Origin of the sequence: Amycolatopsis rhabdoformis, assembly GCF_035918295.1 — a bacterium.
GTDB classification, from domain to species: Bacteria; Actinomycetota; Actinomycetes; order Mycobacteriales; family Pseudonocardiaceae; genus Amycolatopsis; species Amycolatopsis rhabdoformis.
Genome location: NZ_CP142149.1, coordinates 3,856,089 through 3,880,741, shown reverse-complemented (window position 1 = coordinate 3,880,741; position 24,653 = coordinate 3,856,089). Strand labels below are relative to the sequence as shown.

The window sequence follows — 24,653 nt, the reverse complement described above, 5'->3', positions numbered from 1 at the left end:
TTGAGCTCGTGTACCCGAACGTCCCGCGGCCCGTCCCGGGCCCTCCGCCGGTTCCCGGACCCGGCCCGCAGCAGACCGATCCCCGCGCGGGGATCGAGGACGCCGTGGCGGGCCTCGACGACCTGAACTCGGTGCCGCTCGCCGAGCACGTCGACCGGTTCGAGGCCGTGCACACCGAGCTCACCGTGGCCCTGTCCAGCATCGACCGGGTCTGACCGGCGTGCCCAAACGGGCCCGCCTCGACGCGGAGCTGGTTCGCCGCGGCCTCGCCCGCTCCCGGGACCAGGCCTCGGCCCTCATCACCGGCGGCAAGGTCACCGTGCGCGGCATGGTCGCGACCAAACCCGCCACCGGTGTCGAGACCGACGCGCCGATCGTGGTGAAGGACGAGGACGATCCCGGCTGGGCCTCGCGCGGCGCGCACAAACTGCTGGGCGCCCTCGACAAGTTCGGTCCCGACGGGCTCACGGTCGAGGGCCGTCGCTGCCTCGACGCCGGCGCTTCCACCGGCGGGTTCACCGACGTGCTGCTGCGCTGCGGGGCCGCCACCGTGATCGCCGCCGACGTGGGCCGCGGCCTGCTCGACTGGCGGCTGCGCACCGACGAGCGCGTGGTCGTGCTCGACCGCACCAACGTGCGCAACCTGACGCCCGAGCAGCTCGGCGGCCAGGTCGACCTCGTGGTGGGCGATCTCTCGTTCATCTCGCTCAAGCTCGTGCTGCCCGCGCTCGCGGAGTGCGCGCGCGAAGGCGCCGATCTCGTGCCCATGGTCAAGCCGCAGTTCGAGGTCGGCAAGGACCGCCTCGGCAGCGGCGGCGTGGTGCGCGATCCCGAGCTGCGCGTGCAGTCCGTGCTCGGGGTGATCGGCGAAGCGGCGAAGCTCGGCCTCGCGCTGCGCGGGGTCGTCGCCAGCCCGTTGCCGGGTCCTTCGGGCAACGTCGAGTACTTCGTCTGGTTGCGGCGCCAGGAGATTCAGCGTCAGGACGCGGGCGGAGCCGCCACCGGCGATGGCACTGTGGACGGTGTCGAGCGGCTCGTGCGAACCGCCGTCCAGGAAGGACCCCAGTGACCAGCGAACGTGAAGTGCTTCTCGTGGCGCACCCGGACCGGGACCACACGCGGGAGGCCGCACGCGAGGTGTCCGCTCGGTTCACCAAGGCCGGCATCCGGCTGCGCGTGACCGACGAAGAGGTGCGCCAGCTCATCGATCCCGACGGCTGCATGGACATGCCGTGCACGGTCGTGGCGCCGCAGGACGATCCGGCGCGCGGGGCCGAGCTCGTGTTCGTGCTCGGCGGCGACGGCACGCTGCTGCGCGCGGCCGAGCTCGCGCGGCCCGCGGGCGTGCCGGTGCTCGGGGTCAACCTCGGCCGTGTCGGGTTCCTGGCCGAAGCCGATTCCGACGCGCTCGCCGACGCCGTGCAGCGCGTGGTCGACCGCGAGTACCAGGTCGAGGAACGCATGACGATCGACGTCACCGTGACCCACGGCGGCGTCGAGCTGTACCGCACCTGGGCGCTCAACGAGGCCAGCGTGGAGAAGTTCTCGCGCGAGCGCGTGCTCGACGCGCTGATCGAGGTCGACGGCCGCCCGGTGTCCTCCTTCGGCTGCGACGGCGTGCTGTGCGCGACGCCGACCGGCTCCACCGCGTACGCGTTCTCCGCCGGCGGCCCGATCATGTGGCCCGACGTCGAGGCGCTGCTCGTGGTGCCGAGCAACGCCCACGCGCTCTTCGCCCGGCCGCTGGTCGTGTCACCCGATTCGGTGATCACGGTCGGCATCGACCCGTCCGGCCCGAGCGCGGTCCTGACCTGCGACGGGATGCGCAGCTTCGACATGCCGCCCGGCTCGCTCGTGCGGGTGGTCTGCGGCCGCCGGCCGGTGCGGCTCGTGCGGCTGTGGGAAGGCGTGTTCACCGATCGGCTGGTGCACAAGTTCGGCCTGCCGGTGCGCAGCTGGCGCGAGCGGCGGACCGGCGGCCGGTCCGTCTGACCTGGTGCGGGGGCGCGGGGTGACCCGCGACACGCCCGGGCGCGGTGCGTTCGCACAAGCGTTCGACCAGCGAAAAGGACAGTTAGCACCGGTCGAGCGCACGGACGGTCGGTGGGGGCGGCTACCGTAGGCGTCGTGCTGGCCGAGATGCGCATCCAGGGCCTCGGAGTCATCGAGGACGCCCTGCTGGAACTGCACCCGGGTTTCACCGTCGTGACCGGTGAGACGGGCGCCGGGAAAACCATGGTCGTGACCGGGCTGCACCTGCTCTCCGGTGGGCGGGCCGAGGCGTCCAAGGTCCGGAACGGAATGCTCAAGGCCTTCGTGGAGGGACGTTTCACCCTCGACAAGGCCGACGCCGCGAGCCGCATCGTCACCGACGCGGGCGCGGACATCGACGAGGACGGCAGCGTGATCGCGCTGCGCACGGTGGCCGTCGACGGGCGGTCGAGAGCCCACCTGGGCGGCCGGTCCGTGCCGGTCGGCGTGCTGGCGGACCTGTCCGAGCAGGTGATCGCCGTGCACGGCCAGAACGACCAGCTGCGGCTGCTGCGCCCGAGCGAGCAGCGCGCGGTGATCGACCGGTTCGCGGGCTCCGACGTAGGCGAGCCGCTCACCGCCTACCGCGAGGTGCGCGAGGAGTGGCTCGCGGTGATCACCGAGCTCACCGAGCGCTCCACCCGGTCCCGGGAGATGGCGCAGCAGGCCGACCTGCTCAAACACGGCCTCACCGAGATCGACGGCGTCGCGCCCCAGCCGGGTGAGGACGTGGAGCTCACCGAACAGATCAAGCGGCTCATGGCCGTCGACGAGCTGCGCGCTTCGGCGACCGAGGCGCACGGCGCGGTGTCGGGCTCGCCCGACGGCGACGTCGAGGTGCCCGGTGCGCTCGGCCTGGTCGGCGAGGCGCTGCGCCGCCTGACCTCGGCCGAGGACGCCGCGCTGCGCGACCTCGTGCCGCGTCTGGAAGAAGCGTCGATGCTGCTCACCGACGTCGGCGCCGAGCTGGGCGGCTACGTCGAGAACCTCGACGCCGACCCGGCGCTGCTCGAGCAGGCGCTCGCGCGCCAGGCCGACCTCAAGCGGCTCACGCGCAAGTACGCGGCCGACGTCGACGGCGTGCTGGTCTGGGCCGACGACGCCCGCCGCCGGCTCGAGTCCATGGACACCTCGGAAGAGGCGCTCGCCGAGCTGGCGCGCCGGCGCGACGAGCTCGCCGTGTCGCTGGGAAACCACGCCACGGCCGTGTCGGCGGCGCGTGGCAAGGCGGCGGCCGAGCTGGCGTCGGCGATCACCAAGGAGCTCTCCGGCCTCGCGATGGGCCAGGCCGAGCTGGAGATCACCGTGGAGCAGCGGCCCGCCGAGCACGGCGACCGCCAGGCGCTGGCGATCGACGGCCACGCGGTCCACGCCGGCGCCGACGGCATCGACGAGGTCGAGCTGCTGCTGCGCGCGCACAACGGCGCGCCGCCGCTGCCGGTGCACAAGGCGGCCTCCGGCGGTGAGCTCTCGCGCGTGATGCTGGCGATCGAGGTCGTGCTCGCCCACGCCGACACCGTGCAGACGCTGGTGTTCGACGAGGTCGACGCCGGCGTCGGCGGCCGCGCCGCGGTGGAGATCGGCCGCCGGCTCTCGCGGCTCGCCCGCACGCACCAGGTGCTGGTGGTGACCCACCTCCCGCAGGTCGCGGCGTTCGCCGACCAGCACCTCGTGGTGGACAAGGGCACGAGCGGCGGCGTCACGCGAAGCGGGGTGAAGCTGCTGAAGCAGCCGGACCGCGTGAAGGAGCTGGCGCGCATGCTCGCCGGCATGGACGGCACCGAGACCGGCCGCGCCCACGCCGAGGAGCTGCTCGCGGTGGCGGAGAAGGACAAGGCGGCCGCCGAGCCCAAGCGCAAGCGCGCCAAGAAGGGCTGAGCGCTGTCCATGATCTGGGCCGCCGTGGCCGATGTCGAGGCGGAGCTCGCCCGCGCGCGGCGCGACGGTGATCTCGACCGGTTCCTCGGCCTCCTCGGTGGTGAAGAGCTGTTCGTGCCGATGCTCCGGGAGGACGCGGAGAAGCTCGCGGCCGACCGTGGCTGGTCCTCGGCCAAAGCGTGCTGCGGTGAGCGTTCGCTGCGCCTGTTCACGCGCGGCGCGCTGCCCGATCCCGGTGCCGGCGTGGTGTTCCTCAGCGGCGACCTCGACTGGGCGCTGCACGGGGTCGGCGCCGACGAGCAGGTGGTGTTCAACCCCGGCACGCTCGGCGAGTGGCAGGTGCCCGGCTCGGCCGCGGTGCCGTGGCTCGCCGCGAACCCGCACCGCGTCACCGCCGTGGAGCAGCAGGTCGAGCGGCTCAACACCGCGCGCTACGGGCACTTCGACGGCCCGCTGGCCCACGCGCTGGCCTGCGGCGCGCACCAGGCCGTGCTCACCGCGGAGCCGTGGAACGTGCTCGACGCGCGCTACCACGACTACGTCGCCGAGGTCCGCGGCCTGCGCGACTGGTGGGGCGTGTCCGACGCGGCCGGCTGGCGCGCGGCGGCGGGCGATCTCATCGGCCCGGACTACACGCTCACGCCGGGCAATCTCGTGCTCGTGCTGCGCGCCCGCCACGGCGCCGGCCTCGACCCGTGGTCGTGGGCCGAGCTCGTGGTGCGCTGGTGCGCGGACAACGGCGCGCAGGACCAGGCGCCCGCGCTCATCGACGTGCTGCGCCGCGTGGTGCGCTACGAACAGCGCTTCCGCGCGGACGGCTTGCTGCCGCCCTCGGGGATTGTCGGCACCACCATCGGCTGGGACGTCGCCCGCGCGGTCGCGATGGCCCGCTGGGGTCTGGCGGTGGGCCACTGCGACCCGCTCACGGCCGAACTGATGGTGCTGGAGGCCGGTTCCGCGGCGCGTCGCTACCACCAGTCATGGGCCGAGCTGTCGGCGAGCTACGTGATGGGCCGCGTCCTCGCCCTGGACGAGGAGGGGTTCGGCGAGGAGTACACCTCGGCCTTGCGAGTCCATCACCTGCTGCTTCAAGATCCTGCGAGTCCTTGGCTGAACCTCCCGTTCGCCGCGGCGGAACCCACCATCCAACCCTGAACGGGCGCTCTCGGCGACACGGCTCACCACAATGAGTCACGCTCCCTTCGGCGCGTCGGCGCTCGTCCCACCCACAAATTTGTCACCATCAGCCACATGAAGCTCACCGGTCTGCTCGCGCGAAACCACGAAGCCCTCCCCGGCATCACCGGCGTCGCGCGGGTCGACCGCCGTACGCGGGAGCTGCTGCGCCGCGTGAGCGCCGGCGATGTGGCCGTGCTCGACCAGCTCGATCTCGACCGCGCGACGGCCGACGCCCTGGTGGAGGCCGAGGTCGCCGCCGTGGTGAACGCGTCGCCGTCGATCTCCGGCCGGTTCCCGAACCTGGGCCCGGAGATCCTGCTGGCCGCCGGCATCCCGCTCATCGACTCGGTCGGGGGCGAGTTGCTGCGCACGGTCAAGGACGGCACCAAGCTGCGCGTGCACGAAGGCGGCGTCTTCATCGGGGAACGGCAGATCGCCTCGGGCGACGAGCAGACCCCCGAGAGTGTCGCCGACCAGATGATCGAGGCCAAGGCCGGGATGTCGACGCAGCTGGAGGCGTTCTCGGCCAACACCATCGAGTTCCTCCGCCGCGAGCGCACGCTGATCCTCGACGGGGTCGGCGTGCCCGAGCTGCGGCTGCCGATGCGCGACCGCCACGTGCTGGTGGTCGCCGGCGGCAACGGTCACGCCGAGGACCTCAAGAAGCTCAAGAAGTACATCGGGGAGCACCGGCCGGTGCTTGTCGGCGTCGACGCGGGAGCCGACACGCTGCGCGCGCAGGGCCACACGCCCGACGTGATCGTGGGAGACCCGACCGGCATCGGCACCGCGACGCTGCGCAGCGGAGCCGAGGTCGTGGTGCCCGCGCAGCCCGACGGCCACGCCGCCGGCGTCGAGCGCATCCAGGACCTGGGCATCGGCGCGGTCACGTTCCCCGCGTCGGGCAACTCCGAGGACCTCGCGCTGCTGCTGGCCGACGCCCACGGCGCGAGCCTGGTCGTCACCGTCGGGTTCCAGGCCACGCTGCGGGAGTTCCTCGACCACGGCCGGTCCGGCTCGAACCCGTCGACGTTCCTCACCCGGCTCAAGCTGGGCACGAAACTGGTCGACGGCAAGGCCGTCGCGACGCTGCACCGCAGCCGGGTGTCCCTGGGCGCCGTCGCGCTGCTCGTCCTCGCCGCCGTCGTCGTGGTGGTCGCCGCGCTGCTGGTCTCCGACGTCGGCTCCGTCTACCTGGACTGGATCCAGCACACCTGGACCACGTTCACGACCTGGGTGAAGGGGCTCTTCACGTGATTTCCCTGCGGTACCACATCGTTTCCATCACCGCGTGTTTCCTCGCGCTGGCCGTCGGCGTGGTCCTGGGCTCCACCGCGCTCAACGGTTCGCTCCTGTCAGGGCTGTCGGACCAGAAGAAGGACCTCGGCACGCAGGTGTCGGACCTCGAGGCGCAGCGCAACGCGCTCAACGCTCGCCTGGCCGACGCCGACGCGTTCGCGGGCTCGATGGGCCCGAAGGTCGTGGCCGGTTCGCTCGACAAGCGCACGGTGGTGCTGGTGACCACCGAGGACGCCCGGCCCGCCGACCGCGACGCGCTCAAGCAGCTCGTGCAGCAGTCCGGCGCCTCGGTGACCGGCGAGCTGCAGCTGACCGACGCGTTCACCGATCCGGAGAAGGCCGACCAGCTGCGCGACGTGGTCACGCGCCTGCAGCCGGCCGGTTCGCAGTTCCCGACCGCGGGTGACTCCGGCACGCTCGCCGGCGCGCTGCTCGGTTCGGTGCTGCTGCTCGACAAGACCACGGCGAAGCCGCAGGCCACGGGCGACGAGCTGGCCGCGGCGCTCGGCGGCCTCACCGACGGCGGGTTCGTGAAGCCGAGCCAGGGCGTGCAGCCGGCGCAGCTGGCGATCGTGCTCACCGGTGCACAGCAGACCGGCGACGGCGCGGGCGACCGGGCGGCCACGATCGCGCGGTTCGCGACGCAGCTCGACCGCTCCGGCGCGGGCACGGTGCTGGCCGGCGACCCGGGTTCGGCCGACGGCTCCGGCCCGATCGGCGTGGTGCGCGCCGACACCTCCGCCACTTCGATCCTGTCCACTGTGGACAACGTCGACTCCGCCGCCGGCCGCGTGGCGACGCTGCTGGCCTTGCGCGAGCAGCTCGACGGCGGCTCCGGCCGCTACGGCATCGGCGGCAACGCCCAGGCGCCCGCGCCGGGCGTGGGGTCCTCCGCCGGGAACTGATCACCCCGCACGCCGACGGCGGCCCGGAATCTCTTGGAGGGTGAGAGATTCCCGGCCGCCGCCGGTTCGCGTTCAGCAGGTGCCGTTGTCAGCCCACACGTTCTGGCTGCCGCCGGGGGTGTCGCCCTGCGTCCACCACTTCGCGGTCCACTTGTGCCCGGAGTAGGACACGGTCGCGCCACCGCTGTAGGCCTGCGTGGCGTTCCACGCGGCCGGGCACGAGCCCACCGGCGGAGTGGTCGTGCCCCCTTGCGAGCAGACTCCGTTGTCGGTCCACACGTTCTGGCTGCCGCCCGGGGTGTCGCCCTGCGTCCACCACTTGGCCGTCCACTGGTGCCCGTTGTACGACACCACCGCGCCGCCCGTGTACGCCTGGGTCGCGTTCCACGCCGTCGCCGAGCACGAGCCGCCGCCCGGGGTGGTCGGGGTGGTGGACGGTGACGTCGGGGTCGTGGGTGTGGTGGGAGTCGTCGGCGTGGTCGGCGTCGTGGGGGTGGTCGGCGGTGTGGTGCCGCAGCCGGCGGTGGAGCCGGCCAGGCCGTTGACGACGTCGTGGAAGAGCGTCGCGTTCGGGTCGAGGTCGTAGAGCGAGAACATCATCGCGCCGGCCAGGTTGTTGCAGTGGATGTAGTCGGTGCGGGCCTTGATCGACTGCGCCGACGAGCCGCCGTAGAAGTTCGTGCCGTCGTAGAACCACGCCGACTGCGTGGTCGGGTCGTAGAAGGTGTCCGCCGGGTTGTCGACGACGCCGCTCAGTTCCTTGTACATCGCGATGCCGGGAACGTTGCCGCTCAAGGTCTTTCCGGCCGAGGGCCCGCTCGCCGACTGGTAGAGCCCGTGGTTCGAACCGGCGGGTACGCCCGTCCAGCCGCGGTAGTAGAACGGGATGCCGAGCGTGAGCTTGTTCGCCGGGAAGCCGCCGGGAATGCCGTAGGCGGACGAGCCCTGCGTGTACGCCTTGATCACCGAGTCCGTGGTGTACTTCTCGGTGCCCGGCGGGATCGTGCCCGACGGGTCGTTCGGCGAACCGTAGAGCGGGTCCTGGAAGTTGGTGGGCCCGGTCGCGTCCCACGCGCCGTGCATGTCGTAGGTCATCGCGTCGGCGAAGTCCATGTACTGGCCGATTTTGTCGGTCTGCAGCTTCGCGATCTTGTCCTGCCCGCCCGGCAGGGCGGCCGAGAGCGAGTAGTGCTTGCCGCCCAGTGCGTCGAGCTCCGTGCGGAACTCCTTGAGCAGTGCGGTGAAGTTCGCCGTGTCGTTGGCGCTCACGTGGTTGCCGAGGTGGCCGGTGGTGGACCCGGGGTACTCCCAGTCGATGTCGAAGCCGTCGAAGATCCCGGCCGCGGTGCCGGGGCCGCCGTACCCGCCCTGCGAGGGCAGGTTTCCCTTGATGAACATGTCGATGCACGAGCTCACGAGCTTCTTGCGTGACGCGTCGGTGGCCGCCGCGTCGGAGAAGTACTTCGAGTACGTCCAGCCGCCGAGCGAGAGCACCACCTTCAGGTTGGGGTGGCGCGCCTTGAGTTCCTGCAGCTGGTGGAAGTTGCCGACGATCGGCATGCCGAACGCGTCGGCCGTGCCGTCGACGCTGAGGTCGGAGCCGAAGGACTTCTGGTAGTCGGCGAAGGCGTCGCCCGCTCCGTCGCCCGCGTTGGGGTTGTTCTCGCCCGCGGGGTCGGGGTCGCTCGCCTTGGTGGCCTCGAAACAGGTGAGGTTCGTCGGGTCGATGTTCTCGAAGTCGTAGATCAGGTAGTCGAGGTTGCCCGCGAGAGCGTCGACGTTCTTGGGGTAGTAGGCGTTCTGGTAGATGCTCCACTGGTCGTAGTAGGCCACGCGCAGGCCGCCCGAGGAGGCGGCTTGCGTGCTCGCGGCCGGGGCCACGGCCGCGCCTTGCGCGGGTGGGCCGGCCAGCGTGGTGAGCCCGCCGACGACCACGGCCGCCGCGGCGGCCGAGAGCCACGCGGCTCTTCTGGATACCTTGTGCTGCATGGGTTCTCCCTCGCGCAGGCGAACGGTCCTCCGCGCCCGGGGGAGCGCGGAGGACCGACGCGACGTGTGGATCACAACCTGAGCGGTACCGGCCCGTTCCTGAATGTGAACCAGTGCACAGGGAGAGTCAATACTTTGGACTAGACCAATTTCGGACCACTGGCGATATCGGGTGATTTGTCCGGAAAAGCCCCCCGAAGGTCGGCCGTCACTTCAGCGGCGGGTCGAGCGGGAAGCAGGTGAGGCGCACCGACCAGGTGTCGCCGCCGGCCGGCAGCGGCATCTGCTTGAGTGCCTTCGCGGCGTCGGTGTCGTGGGCTTCCTCGGCGGCCGCGTGGAAGATGTCCGCGGCGATCGACTGGTCCAGCGGGGCGATCTGCGGGTACGGCCAGGACGGCACACCGTGCAGCGCCGCCGGGATGAGCCGGTCGACGACCTTGCGCAGCGTCACGCCGCTCGGCGCTCGATAGCCCCACACGTCCACCCCGAGGTTGTGCCCGGCCTCCGCCATCCGGCCCCACGCGGTGAGGTTGAAGTTCACGTAGTGCCACGAGATCGTGCGCGTGAGCTCGAGCGGCTGGTTGCCGTCCGCGTCGAACTGCACCGGGAAGCGCTTCTGCAGGGCGTCGGTCACGATCTTGCGCGCCTCGGCCGTTTTGCCGAGGTAGGCGGCGGTGGCGGCGTTCTGCAGGTCGAGGAACGTGCCGTGGTTGTTGGTCGCGGCGAGTTCGAGCTTCGCTTGCGGGCTGGTCTGCATCCAGGTGAGGTACTGCCCGAGCCAGCCGCGGATCCCGGAGCGGTCGGCCCCGGTCCAGCCGGGCGCGCCGGAGTCGAGCAGCGCGAACGCGTCGAGCACCTGGGTGAACGACTGAGTGGAGTCGATGATCCCCGTGCCGCTGATCGTGTTCTTGCACGGCACGATCTGCGAGTAGGTCATGTTCGGGTTCATCCGCGTGGCCGGGTCGAGGAACCAGGTGCGGATGTCGAGCTCGGCGCGCTTCGCGTACTTCGTGTCGCCGGTGTAGTACCACGCGGTGGACAGGTAGTAGATCGCGTCCCACGCCACCATGCGGTAGGTGTGGTCGGTGATCGCGTCGGCCTCGGGGTTGCGCTGGCCGTCGCGGTTCACGTACGGGCAGCCCTGCGGGTTGTCGGGCGTCTTCGGCTGGCTGGCCCACTGGTAGGGCGCCTGGCTCTGGTAGTCGTGTTTGTCGCCGCTCGGCGGCGTGGTGGGCTTGTCGAGCACCGACCACGGGCCGGCGGTGAGCGCTTCGTCGGCCTTGCCCAGCACGTTTTTCAGCGCGGCCCGCTCGGCCGCGGTGGCGTGCCCGTGGGTCAGCGCCGTGCGGACCTGCGCGAGCTTCTTGCCGTCGGTGACCACGGTGTGCGGCGCCGGTGCGGCGGTGGCCGTGCCGCTGAGCGGGACCACCGCCAGCACCGCCGTGAGCACGGTCGCACCGAGCACGCGTCTGTGCCGATTGTCACCGATCCGACCACAGGCACGGCTGAATGGCTTCGTGGCGACGGTTAAGTGCCGCCAGGGGAATCGGCCTGCTTTGGGCCGGACCGGTAACTGCCTTCGCACTGTTTCGCCCTTCGTTTTCCCGGGGACGCCAAGGATCCCCACGGCGACCGGGCGGCGGTGCGGTCGTGGCGCCGGGAATTCTGCTGGGCCGTGCGAGGCGGTGTCAATCCGGCAGACGCGCGTCAGAAGCCGATCGCTTCGCGCAGCAGCAGCACGGTGGCGCGACCGGGGAACGGTTCCGCGTTGAGGACCAGCAGCCGGTTGACCGCGCTGGGCCAGCCGTAGGCCGCGAGGGCGCGTTCGCTCTCCAAGGGGAGACAGTGGTCCTCGACGCGGCGCAGGGCGGCGTCGAGATCCGGCACGATCTTCTGCGCGCCGACGACCCAGATCGCGTGGGCGGCGCCGCCGGCGGAGGCAGGCAGCTGGCTGCCGCTGCCGGAGGCGATCACGAGCGAGCCGGTCTCGGTGACCGCGTGGACGCTGCCGATGACGAAGTCCGGGCTCGCGCGCAGGCGCCGGATGTCGTCGGCGTCGGTGACGCGATCCATCGCGAGGGTGCGCGGCCGGATCGCCTCGTACCGCCCGCCGGTGTTGAGGTCGTCGTCGAGTCCGGACAGGCGCAGCGTCTCGCTCGCCGCGGTGAACACGCTGGCGCCCTCCGGGATCAGGGCGGTGACGCGAGTGCGGGCCGCGGCGACGTCGTCGAGGATCTCGGCGGCGAACCCGCGGGCGGTGAGCGCGGTGGCGGTGCGGTGCAGGGTCTGCTCGGAAGCGGGGGCGGTGAAGGTCGGCGCGGTCATGAGGTGTCTCCCGATCGTGGTGGCCAGTCTCGGATCTCCGACAACTCACACCCCCGAAGTGTGAGGCGCTCACACTTCGCGGCGCTGTTTTGTCGTACTACTGAGGACAGCCGAGACCGAGGGAGCCGCCGGCGCGATGACCACCCCATCCGACCCCGAGCCGGGCCTGAGCGCGATCATGAGCGAGCGCCGGCACCTGATCAACCTCGCCTACCGCCTGCTCGGCTCGCTGGCCGAGGCCGAGGACGCCGTGCAGGAGACCTACGCCCGCTGGTACGCGCTGTCGCGGCCGCAGCAGGAGGCCGTGGAGTCGCCCGGTGCGTGGCTGACCACGGTCGCGAGCCGCATCTGCCTCAACCTGCTGGGCTCGGCGCGGGTCCGGCGCGAGACGTATGTGGGGGAGTGGATCCCCGAGCCGCTGCCCGGCGAGCAGGCGGACCCGGCCGACCGCGTGACGCTGGACGAGTCGGTGGGCATGGCGTTCCTCGTGGTGCTCGAGGCGATGACGCCGGCCGAGCGCGTGGCGTTCATCCTGCACGACGTGTTCCGCTACTCGTTCCCGGAAGTCGCCGACATCGTCGGCCGCAGCCCGGCCGCGTGCCGGCAGCTCGCGACCTCGGCCCGCCGGCGGATCCGGGACGCGCACGCTCCGGCGAGCCCGGCGTCGGCGCGAGCCGGGGTCGTGCGGGACTTCAAGCGGGCGTGGGAAACGCAGGACATCACCGCGCTGATCGGCCTGCTCGACCCCGACGCCACGGCGATCGCGGACGGCGGCGGGCGCGCCCTCACGTTCCTCGACCCGATCGAGGGCGGCGAACAGATCGCCCGCGCCTGGATCGAGCTCGCCCGGCGGGCGCTCGGCAGCGTCGCGCTGATCGAGCGCACGGTCAACGGCCAGCCCGGGCTGGTGGCGCAGCGCGCCGGCGTGGTCGAGACGGTGTACGCGTTCGATGTGGCCGGCGGGCGGATCAAGCACATCTGGGTGGTCCGCAACCCCGAGAAACTGAGGCCCTGGACGGCACTCTGACGCGCGCCTTGTACCGCCGAAGGCCCGCCCCGCTCCCACGGGCTGGACCACCGTGATGTTCACTACGCCCGTTTTCCAGCGGTAAAGCGGGTTCTCAGCCGCTTCATGGCTGCTTCACAGGCAGTGCGGCAAATGTGGTGCCATGATCCACTTCGCACCCGCGGGTCCGGCCGCCCGATGACCACGACCGAACTCGCCCCCGTGCCGGCCCCCGCGCGACCGGCCCACCTGCACCAGCTCGACCTCTACCGGGTGCTGACCTTCGCCCTGGTGATCTTCCTGCACGTGCTGGGGGCCACGACGTTCCCGCAGGACGTGGTGTCCGACGCGATCGAGGCGCCGCTGCACTTCACGCGTGAGGCGTTCTTCGCGCTGACGACGTTCGTGCTCGTGTTCTCCGCCCGCTCGCGCCCGCCGCGGCCGGTGGCGTTCTGGCGGCGCCGCGTGCCGTGGGTCGCGGTGCCGTACGTGGTGTGGTCGCTGCTGTACTGGGGCTATTCGCTGGCTACGGCGGAGCAAGCGGTCGGCTCGGTCGCCGCGGCCCTGCGGGCGCTGGTGATCGAGATCGCCGACGGCACCGCGTGGTACCACCTGTACTTCCTGCTCGTGACGCTGCAGGTGTACCTGCTGTTCCCGCTGCTGATGAAGCTGGTGCGCACGATCGAGCGCCGGCCGTGGCTCGTGCTCGCGGTCTCCGGCGCGGTGCAGATCGCGGTCACGTGGTTCCTGAGCTACCCGCCCGAGGGCGTGGAGTACTCGACCGTGAGCCGGTTCTTCACCACGCTGCTGCCGTACCAGTTCTACTCGGTGCTCGGCGCGGTCGCGGCCGTGCACTTCGCGGCCGTGCAGGCGTTCGTGCGGCGGCACCGGTGGGTGGTGGTCGCCGGGCTGGTGGGTTCGCTGGCGGTGGCCGAGACGGGGTACTTCGTGAGTGTCCACAACGGACTGTGGCCCGAGCTGGCGAGCGACGCGTTCCGGCCCTACCTCGTGCCGTGGTGCGTGGCGGCCATCGCCGGGCTGTTCCTCGCCGGCACGCGCTGGGCCGACGCGGGCCGGCCCGGCGGGCGGGTGGTGTCGTGGGCGGTGGACCGGTCGTTCGCGATCTTCCTCACGCACCCGCTCGCGTTGGCGCTGCTGGGTCCGCTGATCGCGTACGTGGGCGACGGGGCCGGGGCGCCGTGGACGACCGTGGTCGTGTACCCGGCCACGGTGGCGCTCACGCTCGTGTTCGTGGAGGTGCTGCGGCGGCTGCCGTGGAGCCGCGCGCTCACCGGCCGGCCGCAGCTCACCCGGGTGGCTGCCACCGCCGCCGCTTGGGCAGCGGGGTCGCGTACGAACCCGCGCGGCTCGTCGTGAGTCCCAGCGCCACCAGGGACTCGGCGAGCCGCACGGCCGCGGCGACGCCGTCGACCACCGGCACGCCGAGTGCGGCCGAGAGCCGCCGGTCGAGACCCGTCATGCCGGCGCAGCCGAGCACGAGAACCTCCGCGCCCGCGTCGCGCACGCGCCGGGCCGCGGTGAGCATGGCCGCTTCGGTGCGGCCCTCGTCGCGCAGCTCCAGCACCCCCAGCCCGGTGCCGACCACGGCCACGCAGTGGTCGGCGAGGCCCGCGGTGCGCAGGCTGTCTTCGATGAGCCCGCACGTGCGGTCCAGGGTGGTCACCACGCCGTAGCGGCGGCCCAGCAGGCTCGCGAGGTGCGCGGCCGCCTCGGTGATGTCCACCACCGGCACGTCGAGCAGCTCCCGCGCGCCTTCCCGGCCGTGCTCGCCGAAGCCTGCCAGCACCACCGCGTCGAAGGGTTCTTCCGTGCGGCGCAACAGATCCAGCACCGCGGCCGCCGAGAGGAAGCTGTCGAGCCAGCCCTCCGCCGACTCGGGACCCCACGCCGGCGTGCGCGCGAGGATCTCCGTGCCGGGGCTCGCGGCGGCGCGCGCCCCGGCTTCGATCTCCTTCGTCATCGCCTCGGTGGTGTTGCAGTTGGTCACGAGGATGCGCATCACGCGGCCCGCTTCGAGCGCATCACGGCGAAGTACAGCAGCCCGGACGTCGCGGTGCCGAGGAACCACGAGTACGGCGCGGCGGGGGCGAAGAACGGCACGAGCGCAACCACGGCCGACAGCGCGGCGGTGGGCAGGAACGTGGCGAGCGCGCGCGGGTTCACCCCGTGCCGGTAGTGGTACGGGCTGTCTTTGGTGAACAGCTTCGCGACGTCGACTTCGCGGCGGCGGATGAGGTAGTAGTCCACGATCATGATCCCGAACAACGGCCCGAGGAACGCGCCGAGCCCGCCGAGGAAGTAGTTCACGACCACGGGGGAGGAGTAGAGCTTCCACGGCAGCACGCACAGCGCGGCCACGGCGCTGATCACGCCGCCGACGGTGAAGCTGATCCGTTTCGGCCAGATGTTCGCGAGGTCGTAGGCGGGGGAGACGAAGTTGGCCACGATGTTCACACCCATGGTGGCGATGGCGAACGTGAGCGCGCCGATCACCAGCACCGGCGTGTTGTGCACGCGGGCCAGCAGCTCGGCCGGGTCGGTGATCGCCTCGCCGAACACCTGCAGGCTGCCCGCGGTCACGACCACCGACAGCAGCGCGAACGCCGTGGAGTTGATCGGCAGGCCCCAGAAGTTGCCGCGCCGCACCGTTTTCTGGTCCGGGGCGAAGCGGGAGAAGTCGCAGAAGTTGAGCATGAGCGTGCCGTAGGTGGACAGGATCAGGCCCGCGGCGCCGAACCACTGCCGCACCTGTTCCCCTGTGGACAGTCGCACCGGGCTGCTGGTGAGCGAGATCTGCCAGTGCCCGGCCGCGAGGATCCACACGGCGAGCGCGATCATCACCACCCAGATCAGCGGGCCGCACCAGTCCTGGAACTTCCGCACGGCCTCCATGCCGCGCGTGAGCACGAGCCCCTGCGCGGCCCACAGCGCCACGAAGCAGATCCAGCCCAGTGCGTGCAGGCCGAGGAAACCGTGTTCGGTCAACGGTTTCAGCCCCGGCGCGATGGTGAGCACCAGCAGCGTGACCGCGACGCTCGCGAGGTAGGTCTGGATGCCGTACCAGAAGATCGCGATGACCGCGCGGATCAGCGCGGGCAGGTTGGCGCCGAACGTGCCGAAGCTGATCCGCGCGACGACCGGGAACGGCACCCCGGTGCGCTGGCCGATGCGGCCCATCAGGTTCATGCCCACGTAGATGATCACGAAGCCGAACAGCAGGGCCGTGAACACCTGCCACGCCGAGAGACCGAGCACGAACAGCCCGGCGGCGAAGGTGTAGTTGCCGAGGTTGTGCACGTCGGACATCCACAGGGCGAAGATGTCGTACACCTTCCAGCGCCGGTCCTTCGCCGGCGCGAGATCCTCGTTCCACAGGCTGGGGTCGGTAGGCGTGCTGGTTTCCTGCCGGTTTCCGGTCAGCGGCGCTGCTGCCATGGGGCCCTCCGGTCTACGTGCCGGGCGTTTTGGTATCCCAAAAATTGGTATCCCAAATATGACGGCGAAGTCCGTCGCGGTCAACCCTCGGCGGATAAACTCCGGGGCGTGACCACCACGGATGACCGGCAGCCCCTCGCGGCGACGCGGCAGCGCGTGCGCGAGGAGCTGCGCGAACGGATCCTGTCCGGGCTCCTCAAGCCGGGCGACCGGCTCGTGGAGCGGGAGCTCGCCGAGGGGCTCGGGGTGTCGCGGGTGCCGGTGCGCGAGGCGATCCGCAGCCTCGAAGCCGAGGGGTTCGTGGTCGTGGAGTCGCCGCGCCGGGTCGTGGTGCGCACGCTCTCGCGCGTGGACGTGGAGGAACTGTTCGACGTCCGCGAGGCACTGGAGAGCCTGGCCGCCGGGCTCGCGGCCTCGCGCGCGGGCAAACCCGAGCTGCGCCGCCTCGAACGGCTGCTGGCCGACGCCGCCCGCGCCGCCGCCCGAGGGGACGCCGCGCGCACGGCCGTGCTCAACAGCCGGTTCCACGACGAGATCGTGGCGATCGCGGGCAACGGCCTGCTCACCACGCTCATCGAACCGCTCGAAGGCCGCTTGCGCTGGCTGACCAGCCAGAACGAGCACTGGTCCGACCTGCACGAGGAACACCACGGCCTCGTTGCGGCCATCGCTTCGGGTGACGCGGCGCGAGCGAAGGCGTTCGCTGCCGATCACGTGCGGGTGAATCGCCGGGTGACGCTGGAAGCCCTTTTTGGCTGATCTGGTTCAGGTAAGGTCGCCCTAACTTCTGGGGGGGCGGTTGATGCACACGCAGGGCGAACCTGGGGAGATCCGAACCCGCGACGGCCGGCGGCTGAACACGATGGTTTTGGAGGGCCCCTCTGCCGATGCGCCGACGGTGGTCTTCGAGGCCGGCGCCGGTGCGACCCGGTCGTCGTGGGCGCTGGTGCAGCCGCGAGTGGCTGCGGTGGCTCGGGCCGTGGTCTACGACCGCGCCGGGCTGGGCCGCAGCGACCCCGATCCGGCCGGGCGCACGCTCGACCGCATGGCCGACGACCTCGTCGACGTCCTTCGATCGGTCGGGCCCGCGGTGGTCGTGGGCCACAGCGCGGGTGGCCCCATCGCGCGCCTCGCCGCGGCGCGCTGTGTCTTGGGCCCCGGCTCCGCCGACGCGATCTCGCAGGTGGGTTGCGAGTCACGCGGCGACTTGCCGGCATCGCCGTCGGTGACGGGCCTGGTTCTCGTCGACCCGACCGATGAGGCCGCGGACCTGCTGTTCTCACCCGTGTTCCGCCGGCTCGAACGCGGCTACCTGCGCGCGATGCGCCCGCTCGCCGCGACCGGCCTGCTCAAGCTGCTCTACCGCCCGATGCTGCGCGCCGTGCCCGCCGACGTGCGCGCGGACCTGCTGCGCGAGGCCTTCACGCCCGGCGTGCTGCGCACCCAGGCTGAACAGGCCCGCACCTTTCTCGACGAGCTCGCCACCTGGCGCACCACCCCGCCGGCCCTCGGCGACGTCCCGGTCACCGTGATCTCCGGCGGCCGCCCCGGCGACGGCATGACCGCCTCGATGCGCGCCGCCGCCAACGCGGCCCACGCCGCCTCGCTTCCCCGCGGCCGCCACGTCATCGCGCCGCGGTCGGGCCACCTGGTGCCCTTCACCGAACCGGACGTAATCACCGGCGAAGTGCTACGCCTGCTGCCCTAGCCCGCCACCCCCGGCCACGCCCGCAATCGGCAACCCGCGGCCCAGATCGCAACCCCGGAGCGAGATCGCGCCGGCTTCCGGATCGGGCGGTCCGATCGGCCCCCGGCCGATCTCGACCGCCCGATCCGGAAGCCGGCTTGGGGCGATCTCGCACGCCCTGCCGAAGGCGGGGCCAACGACACAGCGGGGCCAAAGATACAGCTACGCCTGGTGGCTTGAATCCACCATCGCGGTCCAGGTCTCGGTGAACGCCGGGAACGTTTTCCCCACCGTGGCGGCGTTCTCGACGTACACGCCGGGCACGCGCAGGCCCAGGACGGCCGCGGCCATGACCAGGCGGTGGTCGTCGTAGGTGTGGAAGACGCCGCCGTGCAGGGGGGCCGGGGTGATGCGCAGGCCGTCGTCCGTTTCGGAGACGTCGGCGCCCAGGGCGGACAGTTCCGTGGCCAGGGCGGTGATCCGGTCGGTCTCGTGGCCGCGCAGGTGGGCGACGCCACTGATCACCGAGGGGCCGTCGGCGAAGCACAGGAGCGCGGCGACCACCGGGGTCAGCTCGCCGACCTCGTGCAGGTCGAGTTCGACGCCCGGGATGCGGGAGCCGCCGGTGACGGCGAGGCCGCCGTCGTCGAGGCGGACCGACGCGCCGAGCGCGGGCAGGAAGCTGCGCAGCCAGTCGCCGGGCTGGGTCGTGGTGGCCGGCCAGCCCTCGACGCGCACGGTTCCGCCGGCGGCCACGGCGGCGGCCACGAACGGCGCGGCCGTGGAGAGGTCCGGCTCGACGAGGTACTCGGGGCACGACAGCTTCGCCGGGGCGACGTGGAACTCCGCGCCCTCACGCTCCACGGTGGCGCCGAAGCGGTGCAGCATGTCGAGCGTCATCGCGATGTGCGGCTCGCTCGGCGGGGCGTCGCCGACCAGGCGCACGGTCACGCCGCGGTCGAAGGCGGGCCCGGCCAGCAGCAGGGCGGAGAGGAACTGGCTCGACGCCGACGAGTCGAGGTCCACCGCGCCACCGCGCACGCCGCCGTCGCCGTGGACGGTGAAGGGCGGGGCGCCGCGGCCGTCATCGTCGATGCGCACGCCGAGGCGGCGCAGCGCGGCCAGCAGCGGGCCGATCGGACGGCGGCGGATGGCCTCGTCGCCGTCGAAGAGCACGGGGGCGTCGCCGAGGGCGGCCAGCGCCGGGGTGAAGCGGGCGACGGTGCCGGCGTTGCCGAGCGTGATCCCGACCGGCTCGCCGTGGCTGCCGGTGGTGCCGAGCGGGTACACGAGGAAGCCGTCGGCCGTCTCCTCCGACCGGGCGCCCAGCACGGCCAGCGCGCCGAGCATCAGCCGCGTGTCGCGCGAGTCGAGCGGCACCCGCACCCGCGTGGGCGCGCCCGCGAGCGCGGCCAGTACGTAGGCCCGGTTCGTGATCGACTTCGAACCCGGCACGCGCACCCGCGCGTCGAGTGCCGCCGCGGCGACCGGCGCGGCCCAGTGGTTTTCGTGCGCATCCGTCACGGTCGGCAGCCTAGCGTGGTGCCCGGAGTCACCCCTCGTGTCGTCCCCGCCGCGCCGGGAGCGGGCGTGAGCGAGCGGATCGGCGAACGTGCGATATGCTGGCGGCCCGTGGGACATCAGTCGCGGGCTACCAAGTTTGTCTTTGTCACCGGAGGCGTCGCCTCCTCTCTGGGTAAGGGATTGACGGCCTCGAGCCTCGGCCAGCTCCTTACCGCACGCGGGCTTCGCGTCACGATGCAGAAGCTCGACCCGTATCTCAACGTCGACCCCGGGACGATGAACCCGTTCCAGCACGGTGAGGTGTTCGTCACCGACGACGGTGCGGAGACGGACCTCGACATCGGGCACTACGAGCGGTTCCTCGACCGGGACCTCGACGGCAAGGCCAACGTCACGACCGGCCAGGTCTACTCCGAGGTGATCGCCAAGGAGCGCCGCGGCGAGTACCTCGGCGACACGGTGCAGGTCATCCCGCACATCACGGACGAGATCAAGTCGCGCATCACCGCCGCGGCCGGTCCGGACGAGCACGGGAACACCCCGGACGTGGTCATCACCGAGGTCGGCGGCACGGTCGGCGACATCGAGTCGCTGCCGTTCCTCGAGGCGTGCCGCCAGGTGCGCCACGACGTCGGACGGGATCACTGCTTCTTCCTGCACGTGTCGCTCGTGCCCTACCTCGCCCCGTCGGGCGAGCTCAAGACCAAGCCGACCCAGCACTCGGTGGCGGCGCTGCGCAACATCGGCATCCAGCCCGACGCGCTGGTCTGCCGGGCCGACCGGGAGATTCCCGAGGACCTCAAGCGCAAGATCGGCCTGATGTGCGACGTCGACTCCGAGGCGGTCATCGCCTGCCCGGACGCGCGCTCGATCTACGACATCCCCAAGGTGCTGCACGGCGAGGCGCTCGACGCCTACGTGGTGCGCCGCCTGGGCCTGCCGTTCCGGGACGTGGACTGGACGGTGTGGGGCGATCTGCTCAACCGGGTGCACAACCCGAGTGAGACGGTGCGGATCGCCGTGGTGGGCAAGTACATCGACCTGCCCGATGCGTACCTGTCGGTGACCGAGGCCCTGCGCGCGGGCGGGTTCGCCCACCGCGCCAAGGTCGAGATCGTGTGGGTCGCCTCGGACGACGCGCAGACCGCGTCGGGCGCCGCCTCGGTGCTGTCCGATGTGGACGGTGTGCTGATCCCGGGCGGGTTCGGCATCCGCGGCATCGAGGGCAAGGTCGGGGCGATCGAGTACGCCCGCACGCGCGGCGTGCCGCTGCTGGGCCTGTGCCTGGGCCTGCAGTGCATGGTCATCGAGGGCGCGCGGCACCTGGCGGGCATCCAGGACGCGAACTCCGCGGAGTTCGACGAGAACACCACGCACGCGGTGATCTCGACGATGGCCGACCAGCGCGACGTCGTGGCCGGCGAGCGCGACATGGGCGGCACGATGCGGCTCGGCGCGTACCCGGCGAAGCTCAAGGCGGGCTCGCAGGTCGCGAAGGCGTACGGCACCACCGAGGTGTCCGAGCGCCACCGCCACCGCTACGAGGTGAACAACACCTACCGCAAGCAGCTCTCCGACGCCGGCCTCGTGTTCTCGGGCACCTCGCCCGACGACCGCCTGGTCGAGTTCGTGGAGCTGCCGGCCGATGTGCACCCGTTCTTCGTCGGCACGCAGGCGCACCCGGAGCTCAAGAGCCGCCCGACCCGGCCGCACCCGCTGTTCAGCGCGTTCGTGAAGGCCGTGGTGGACCGCAAGGTCGCCGAGCGGCTGCCGGTGGAGCTCGCCGAGGCGCCCGTGGCGGCCCGGTGACCGAGCCCGGCAAGCACGAGTTCACCGTCGCGGACAGCCGGGTCGTCCACGTGGGACGTGTGGTCGGCCTGCGGATCGACGACGTGGTGATGCCCGGTGGCGGCACCGCGAAGCGCGAGGTCGTGGAGCACCTCGGTGCCGTCGCGATCCTCACGCTCGACGCCGAGGACGCCGTGACCATGGTCCACCAGTACCGGCACCCGCTCGGGCACCGGCTGTGGGAGCTGCCGGCGGGCCTGATCGACAAGCCGGGGGAGAACCCGGTGGACGCGGCGAAGCGCGAGCTCGTGGAAGAGGTCGGGCTCGCGGCCGAGGACTGGTCGACGCTCGTGGACGTGGCCGCCTCGCCCGGGTTCACCGACGAGGTGGTGCGCGTGTTCCTCGCGCGCGGTCTGTCCGATGTGGACCGCGAGGTGCTCGGCGAGGAGGAAGCCGACCTCGTGGTGAAGAAGTTCCCACTCGCCGACGCCGTCGCGATGGCGCTCTCGGGTGAGCTGGTGAACGGCGCGACCGTGTCCGGGGTGCTCGCCGCCCACGCGGTGGTCACCGGTGCGGCGCGGGCGCGCCCGGCCGACGCGGAGTGGCCGGACCGGCCGACCCGCTTCGCCCGGCGCCGAGCCGAAGGCTGAGCCCCGTCTGTGCCCTGCCACGCAACGGCAGGGCACAGACGGGCCACCGTCCCGGGGCTACCGGATCACGCCGGCTGTTTCGCGTTCTCGCCGACCTTGGCCAGCACGGCCACCAACTCCCTGGGCCGGCTGAGCATCACCATGTGCGAGGCGTCGAGGGTCACCGTGTGATCGGCACCGGCGCCCATCTTCACCTGGTCGACGGTCGGCACCGCCTGGTCGCGCAGGCAGCGGACGTAGGTGGCCGGATGGGTGCGCTTCGGCGCCGACGCGGGGGTCACGACGCTGGCGAGCGACTGCGGCCGCAGCGTGGCGTGGAAGACCGCGTAGTCCTCGTCGGACAGGTCGGCGGCGAGCATGCTGTGGGCATGGTCGACCCGGTCGGTGACGACGAGAGTGCCGTCGCCGCCGTCGTCCAGCCACGGGTCGTCCCATTCGGCGCGCAGGTCGACCAGTGCCTGCCCGGGCCGCGGCCAGAACGAGGCCAGGTGCACGGTGTGCGCGAGGTCCGGTTCGTCGGCCAGCTCCGCGGCCACGATCCCGGCGTAGGAGTGCGCGACGAGGACCGCTCCGGGCCGGGCTCTGAGGGCTTGCCGGACGTGCTCGACGTCCTCGGCCAACCCGGCTCCCGCGCCGCCGGTGCTCGGCAGCTGCTCCACGACGTGCACGGTGTGGCCGAGGTCGGTCAGCCCGGCCGCGACGGTGTCCCAGACCCGGCCGGTGCACCAGGCGCCGTGGACGAGGATGTAGTCGGTCATGTGGATCTCCTTGACGGCGTTGTCAGGATCTTTGGCAGGATTTTCGGAAGGCCGCGGACGGATCCGCGGTGGGTCACCCGAGCCAGACGAACCGGTCGGGCGGATCGTGGCGCGCGACCCCGGCCGCGCAGAGTTCCGCGAGGTATCCGCTGATCGTGTTGAACAGCGGGATGCCGTCGTCGTAGCGGGGGTAGTGGTCCCGGGTCGCTCGGGCCAGGTCGGCCAAGGTCGCGCTGCCGGCCTCGGCGAAAGCCGCGGTGAACACGGCGGTGTACTCGTCGGCGAACCGGCGTGACTCCGCGATCAGCTGGGCCGCGCGGTGGGCCGCGCATACGCCGGTGTGCGCGGTCCCCACGATCTCGGCGCCGCAGCCGGCGAAGAAGTCCAGCGATCGCCGGTACTCCGCGACGTGGCGGTAGTGGGGGAAGAAGTCGGCGCGGCACTGCAGCGGCGTGCCCCGGGCCTGCACGGCGTCGCCGGTGAAGAGCACCTTCGCGGCGCGGTGCAGCAACGCGATGGAGCCGTCGGTGTGCCCCGGGATGTGCTCGACCGACAGCACGTGCCCGTCGCCGAGGTCAAGTTCGTCGCCGTGGCTGAGCTCCAGCGTCACCGGCAGGTCGGCGCCGCACAGCAGGCGGATCCGGTCGAGCGCGGCGGTCGGCGGCTCCCACGCCGGCCGGAACCGCAGGTACTCCTCGGCGAGGTACTGCTCGGTGGAGGAAATCCAGGTGGCGTCGGCCGGGTGCGCGGCGATCACGACACCGGGGTTGTGCGCGGCGACCACACCGTTGCCGCCCCGGTGGTCGTGGTGGCCGTGGGTGTTCACCACCAGGTCGACGTCGGCCGGCCGGTGTCCCAGCTCGGCCAGCCCCTGTGCCAGCGGCCCTTCCGCCGTCTGCGGGACGCCTGGGTCGATGACGGTGAGCCGCTCGCCTTCGATGACGTAGATCTGCAGCGGCACGTCTTCGAACGGGGCGTCGATCGCGTGCACGCCCGGCGCGAGCGTCTCCACGGTCATGACGGCACCCGCACGGCGCTCGCGACGATGTCCCGGGCGAACAGCGGCGCGAACTTGAACCCGCGGCCCTCGCACGCGACGGCCGCGGTGACCGGGCCCGAGCGCTCGATCACGAACTGCCCGCCGGTGTGCGTGAACAGGCAGGTGTCCAGCGCGATCGGAGCGGCCGACGCCTGGGGCAGCCGGGCCCGCACGTGGGCCATCAGCGTCTCGACCGTGACCGGATCGGGCTCGCCCCAGGCACCGAGCACGGGCTCCGGGGCGCGGGCGTCGTCCATGCCCAGCCGCACCGTGGTGTCGGCGCTGCTCACCCAGTACTTCGACGGGTCGCCCTCCTCGAACAGCGCGGGCAGCGTCCGGGCGCCGGGGTCGTGCACGTAGACCACGGTCTGCCGGGTCGCCCTGGCGGCCACCCGCAGGCCCCACGGCGCCACCAGTTCCGGCGTCCAGCTCGCGGCGGCGACCACGGCGTGCCCCACCCGGACCGGACCGAGCGCCGTCTCCAGCACCACCGAGTCGCCGTCCTCGGCCAGCGCGTGCACCGCCACGCCCTCCCGCACGACGCCACCGCCGGCTTCGGAAAGCTTGCGCAGCAACGCGAGCACGCGATCGGCACGAAGCGTGCCGCCGTCGGGCGTGTAAACGACGGGCGCGCCCGCGCCCAGGGTCAGCCCGGGCCAGGTCCGTTCGACCGCCGCCGGTTCCAGGACCTCGTGGTCGAGGCCGGCCGCGGCGAGCGCGTCGGCGACCGGCGCGGGCCGGGCGGTGCGCAGCATCGCGCCCTGCGCCCAGTACAGCTCGGGGTCGTGCTCGGCCAGCTCACGCCAGATCGCCCCCGCCCGGCCGGCGGGCTCGACCAGCTCGGGCATCAGGTGCGGGGTGGCGAAGGCCCGGGCCGGACCGTGGCTGGACCCGAGCGGGTGGCCGACGTGGCCGCGCTCGAACAACACGGCGCTGCGCCCGGCCGCGACGGCCTCGCGCAGGACCGACAAGCCCATCACGCCCCCGCCGACGACGCCGATATCGAAGGTCTCCACTCGCTGTTCCTCTCCGGTAGAAGGATTTCGGGCAGGGTCCGGCGGCACCGGACGCGGACGTCGGTGCGGGATCCGGCCGGGTGTGCGGCTCGGGTGCAGGGCAGGGGTGCGGGGCTGGGGTGT

The 24,653-nt window shown here is 72.1% G+C and carries 22 protein-coding genes; 13 read left to right on the top strand and 9 right to left on the bottom strand.

Annotated elements, in window-relative coordinates:
- Positions 1-8 precede the first annotated feature (8 nt).
- The 7 genes from VSH64_RS17640 (at position 9) to VSH64_RS17610 (ending at position 7,292) form a co-directional block, all read left to right on the top strand.
- Positions 9-215, top strand: a complete 207-nt coding sequence (locus tag VSH64_RS17640) for a hypothetical protein (RefSeq protein WP_326836705.1) — start codon at positions 9-11, stop codon at positions 213-215.
- A 5-nt stretch (positions 216-220) separates the two neighbouring features.
- Positions 221-1,069 (top strand): TlyA family RNA methyltransferase, encoded by an 849-nt coding sequence (locus tag VSH64_RS17635; protein ID WP_326836704.1) that lies wholly within the window; start codon positions 221-223, stop codon positions 1,067-1,069.
- A complete protein-coding gene (locus VSH64_RS17630; protein WP_326836703.1) occupies positions 1,066-1,992 on the top strand; it encodes an NAD kinase in 927 nt (308 codons plus the stop codon). The genes VSH64_RS17635 and VSH64_RS17630 overlap by 4 nt, the downstream gene beginning before the upstream one ends.
- A 135-nt stretch (positions 1,993-2,127) precedes the next feature.
- Positions 2,128-3,909 (top strand): DNA repair protein RecN, encoded by a 1,782-nt coding sequence (gene recN / locus VSH64_RS17625; protein ID WP_326836702.1) that lies wholly within the window; start codon positions 2,128-2,130, stop codon positions 3,907-3,909.
- A 9-nt stretch (positions 3,910-3,918) separates the two neighbouring features.
- A complete protein-coding gene (locus VSH64_RS17620) occupies positions 3,919-5,064 on the top strand; it encodes a DUF1266 domain-containing protein (protein ID WP_326836701.1) in 1,146 nt (381 codons plus the stop codon).
- 96 nt (positions 5,065-5,160) lie between these two features.
- On the top strand, positions 5,161-6,345 hold the full coding sequence (steA, locus tag VSH64_RS17615; protein WP_326836700.1) for a putative cytokinetic ring protein SteA: 1,185 nt from the start codon (positions 5,161-5,163) through the stop codon (positions 6,343-6,345).
- Positions 6,342-7,292, top strand: a complete 951-nt coding sequence (locus VSH64_RS17610) for a copper transporter (RefSeq protein WP_326836699.1) — start codon at positions 6,342-6,344, stop codon at positions 7,290-7,292. The genes steA and VSH64_RS17610 overlap by 4 nt, the downstream gene beginning before the upstream one ends.
- A 72-nt stretch (positions 7,293-7,364) precedes the next feature.
- On the opposite strand, the gene VSH64_RS17605 is transcribed toward VSH64_RS17610, so the two are convergent.
- From VSH64_RS17605 to VSH64_RS17595, 3 genes are all read right to left on the bottom strand, one after another.
- Entirely contained in the window at positions 7,365-9,281 is a 1,917-nt protein-coding gene (locus tag VSH64_RS17605; RefSeq protein WP_326836698.1) for a glycosyl hydrolase family 18 protein, read from the bottom strand.
- A 208-nt stretch (positions 9,282-9,489) separates the two neighbouring features.
- Positions 9,490-10,746, bottom strand: coding sequence for an alginate lyase family protein (locus VSH64_RS17600; protein WP_326836697.1), 1,257 nt, complete (start codon positions 10,744-10,746; stop codon positions 9,490-9,492).
- Positions 10,747-10,988: 242 nt separating this feature from the next.
- The gene (locus VSH64_RS17595; protein WP_326836696.1) at positions 10,989-11,606 is read right to left on the bottom strand and encodes an LUD domain-containing protein; all 618 of its coding nucleotides are present in this window, start codon (positions 11,604-11,606) and stop codon (positions 10,989-10,991) included.
- A gap of 136 nt (positions 11,607-11,742) precedes the next feature.
- Between VSH64_RS17595 and sigJ the strand changes: the two genes are divergently transcribed.
- On the top strand, positions 11,743-12,633 hold the full coding sequence (sigJ, locus tag VSH64_RS17590; protein ID WP_326836695.1) for an RNA polymerase sigma factor SigJ: 891 nt from the start codon (positions 11,743-11,745) through the stop codon (positions 12,631-12,633).
- Between the two features lie 177 nt (positions 12,634-12,810).
- The gene (locus VSH64_RS17585) at positions 12,811-13,989 is read left to right on the top strand and encodes an acyltransferase (protein WP_326836694.1); all 1,179 of its coding nucleotides are present in this window, start codon (positions 12,811-12,813) and stop codon (positions 13,987-13,989) included.
- Here the strand turns inward: VSH64_RS17585 and VSH64_RS17580 are convergent.
- Together VSH64_RS17580 and VSH64_RS17575 are read right to left on the bottom strand one after the other, a co-directional pair.
- A complete protein-coding gene (locus tag VSH64_RS17580) occupies positions 13,919-14,632 on the bottom strand; it encodes an aspartate/glutamate racemase family protein (RefSeq protein WP_326836693.1) in 714 nt (237 codons plus the stop codon). The two genes, VSH64_RS17585 and VSH64_RS17580, sit on opposite strands and share 71 nt — an antisense overlap.
- Positions 14,632-16,068, bottom strand: a complete 1,437-nt coding sequence (locus tag VSH64_RS17575; RefSeq protein ID WP_326836692.1) for an NCS1 family nucleobase:cation symporter-1 — start codon at positions 16,066-16,068, stop codon at positions 14,632-14,634. Before VSH64_RS17575 ends, VSH64_RS17580 begins: the two co-directional genes overlap by 1 nt.
- A gap of 108 nt (positions 16,069-16,176) precedes the next feature.
- On the opposite strand from VSH64_RS17575, the gene VSH64_RS17570 reads away from it, so the two are divergent.
- Complete coding sequence (locus VSH64_RS17570; protein ID WP_326836691.1) at positions 16,177-16,827, top strand: GntR family transcriptional regulator; 651 nt, start codon at positions 16,177-16,179, stop codon at positions 16,825-16,827.
- 103 nt (positions 16,828-16,930) lie between these two features.
- The gene (locus VSH64_RS17565; protein WP_326836690.1) at positions 16,931-17,776 is read left to right on the top strand and encodes an alpha/beta fold hydrolase; all 846 of its coding nucleotides are present in this window, start codon (positions 16,931-16,933) and stop codon (positions 17,774-17,776) included.
- Positions 17,777-17,977: 201 nt separating this feature from the next.
- On the opposite strand, the gene aroA is transcribed toward VSH64_RS17565, so the two are convergent.
- Positions 17,978-19,279, bottom strand: coding sequence for a 3-phosphoshikimate 1-carboxyvinyltransferase (gene aroA, locus VSH64_RS17560; protein ID WP_326836689.1), 1,302 nt, complete (start codon positions 19,277-19,279; stop codon positions 17,978-17,980).
- Between the two features lie 108 nt (positions 19,280-19,387).
- Here aroA and VSH64_RS17555 point away from each other — a divergent pair, with 108 nt between their 5' ends.
- Entirely contained in the window at positions 19,388-21,088 is a 1,701-nt protein-coding gene (locus VSH64_RS17555; protein ID WP_326836688.1) for a CTP synthase, read from the top strand.
- Positions 21,085-21,717: an NUDIX hydrolase gene (locus tag VSH64_RS17550; RefSeq protein ID WP_326836687.1), complete on the top strand. Its 633-nt coding sequence runs from the start codon at positions 21,085-21,087 to the stop codon at positions 21,715-21,717. Before VSH64_RS17555 ends, VSH64_RS17550 begins: the two co-directional genes overlap by 4 nt.
- A gap of 65 nt (positions 21,718-21,782) precedes the next feature.
- On the opposite strand, the gene VSH64_RS17545 is transcribed toward VSH64_RS17550, so the two are convergent.
- From VSH64_RS17545 to VSH64_RS17535, 3 genes are all read right to left on the bottom strand, one after another.
- Complete coding sequence (locus VSH64_RS17545) at positions 21,783-22,475, bottom strand: alpha/beta fold hydrolase (protein ID WP_326836686.1); 693 nt, start codon at positions 22,473-22,475, stop codon at positions 21,783-21,785.
- Positions 22,476-22,548: 73 nt separating this feature from the next.
- Positions 22,549-23,493 (bottom strand): MBL fold metallo-hydrolase, encoded by a 945-nt coding sequence (locus tag VSH64_RS17540; RefSeq protein ID WP_326836685.1) that lies wholly within the window; start codon positions 23,491-23,493, stop codon positions 22,549-22,551.
- Positions 23,490-24,530, bottom strand: a complete 1,041-nt coding sequence (locus VSH64_RS17535) for an NAD(P)/FAD-dependent oxidoreductase (RefSeq protein ID WP_326836684.1) — start codon at positions 24,528-24,530, stop codon at positions 23,490-23,492. Before VSH64_RS17535 ends, VSH64_RS17540 begins: the two co-directional genes overlap by 4 nt.
- Between the last annotated feature and the right edge of the window lie 123 nt (positions 24,531-24,653).

Excerpts from the sequence above, each read along its gene's own strand:
- VSH64_RS17620 (WP_326836701.1), top strand. The coding sequence starts at position 3,919 with ATGATCTGGGCCGCCGTGGCCGATGTCGAGGCGGAGCTCGCCCGCGCG.
- steA (WP_326836700.1), top strand. The coding sequence starts at position 5,161 with ATGAAGCTCACCGGTCTGCTCGCGCGAAACCACGAAGCCCTCCCCGGC.
- VSH64_RS17605 (WP_326836698.1), bottom strand. The coding sequence starts at position 9,281 with ATGCAGCACAAGGTATCCAGAAGAGCCGCGTGGCTCTCGGCCGCCGCG.
- VSH64_RS17595 (WP_326836696.1), bottom strand. The coding sequence starts at position 11,606 with ATGACCGCGCCGACCTTCACCGCCCCCGCTTCCGAGCAGACCCTGCAC.
- sigJ (WP_326836695.1), top strand. The coding sequence starts at position 11,743 with ATGACCACCCCATCCGACCCCGAGCCGGGCCTGAGCGCGATCATGAGC.
- VSH64_RS17585 (WP_326836694.1), top strand. The coding sequence starts at position 12,811 with ATGACCACGACCGAACTCGCCCCCGTGCCGGCCCCCGCGCGACCGGCC.
- VSH64_RS17580 (WP_326836693.1), bottom strand. The coding sequence starts at position 14,632 with ATGCGCATCCTCGTGACCAACTGCAACACCACCGAGGCGATGACGAAG.
- VSH64_RS17575 (WP_326836692.1), bottom strand. The coding sequence starts at position 16,068 with ATGGCAGCAGCGCCGCTGACCGGAAACCGGCAGGAAACCAGCACGCCT.
- VSH64_RS17565 (WP_326836690.1), top strand. The coding sequence starts at position 16,931 with ATGGTTTTGGAGGGCCCCTCTGCCGATGCGCCGACGGTGGTCTTCGAG.
- VSH64_RS17545 (WP_326836686.1), bottom strand. The coding sequence starts at position 22,475 with ATGACCGACTACATCCTCGTCCACGGCGCCTGGTGCACCGGCCGGGTC.
- VSH64_RS17540 (WP_326836685.1), bottom strand. The coding sequence starts at position 23,493 with ATGACCGTGGAGACGCTCGCGCCGGGCGTGCACGCGATCGACGCCCCG.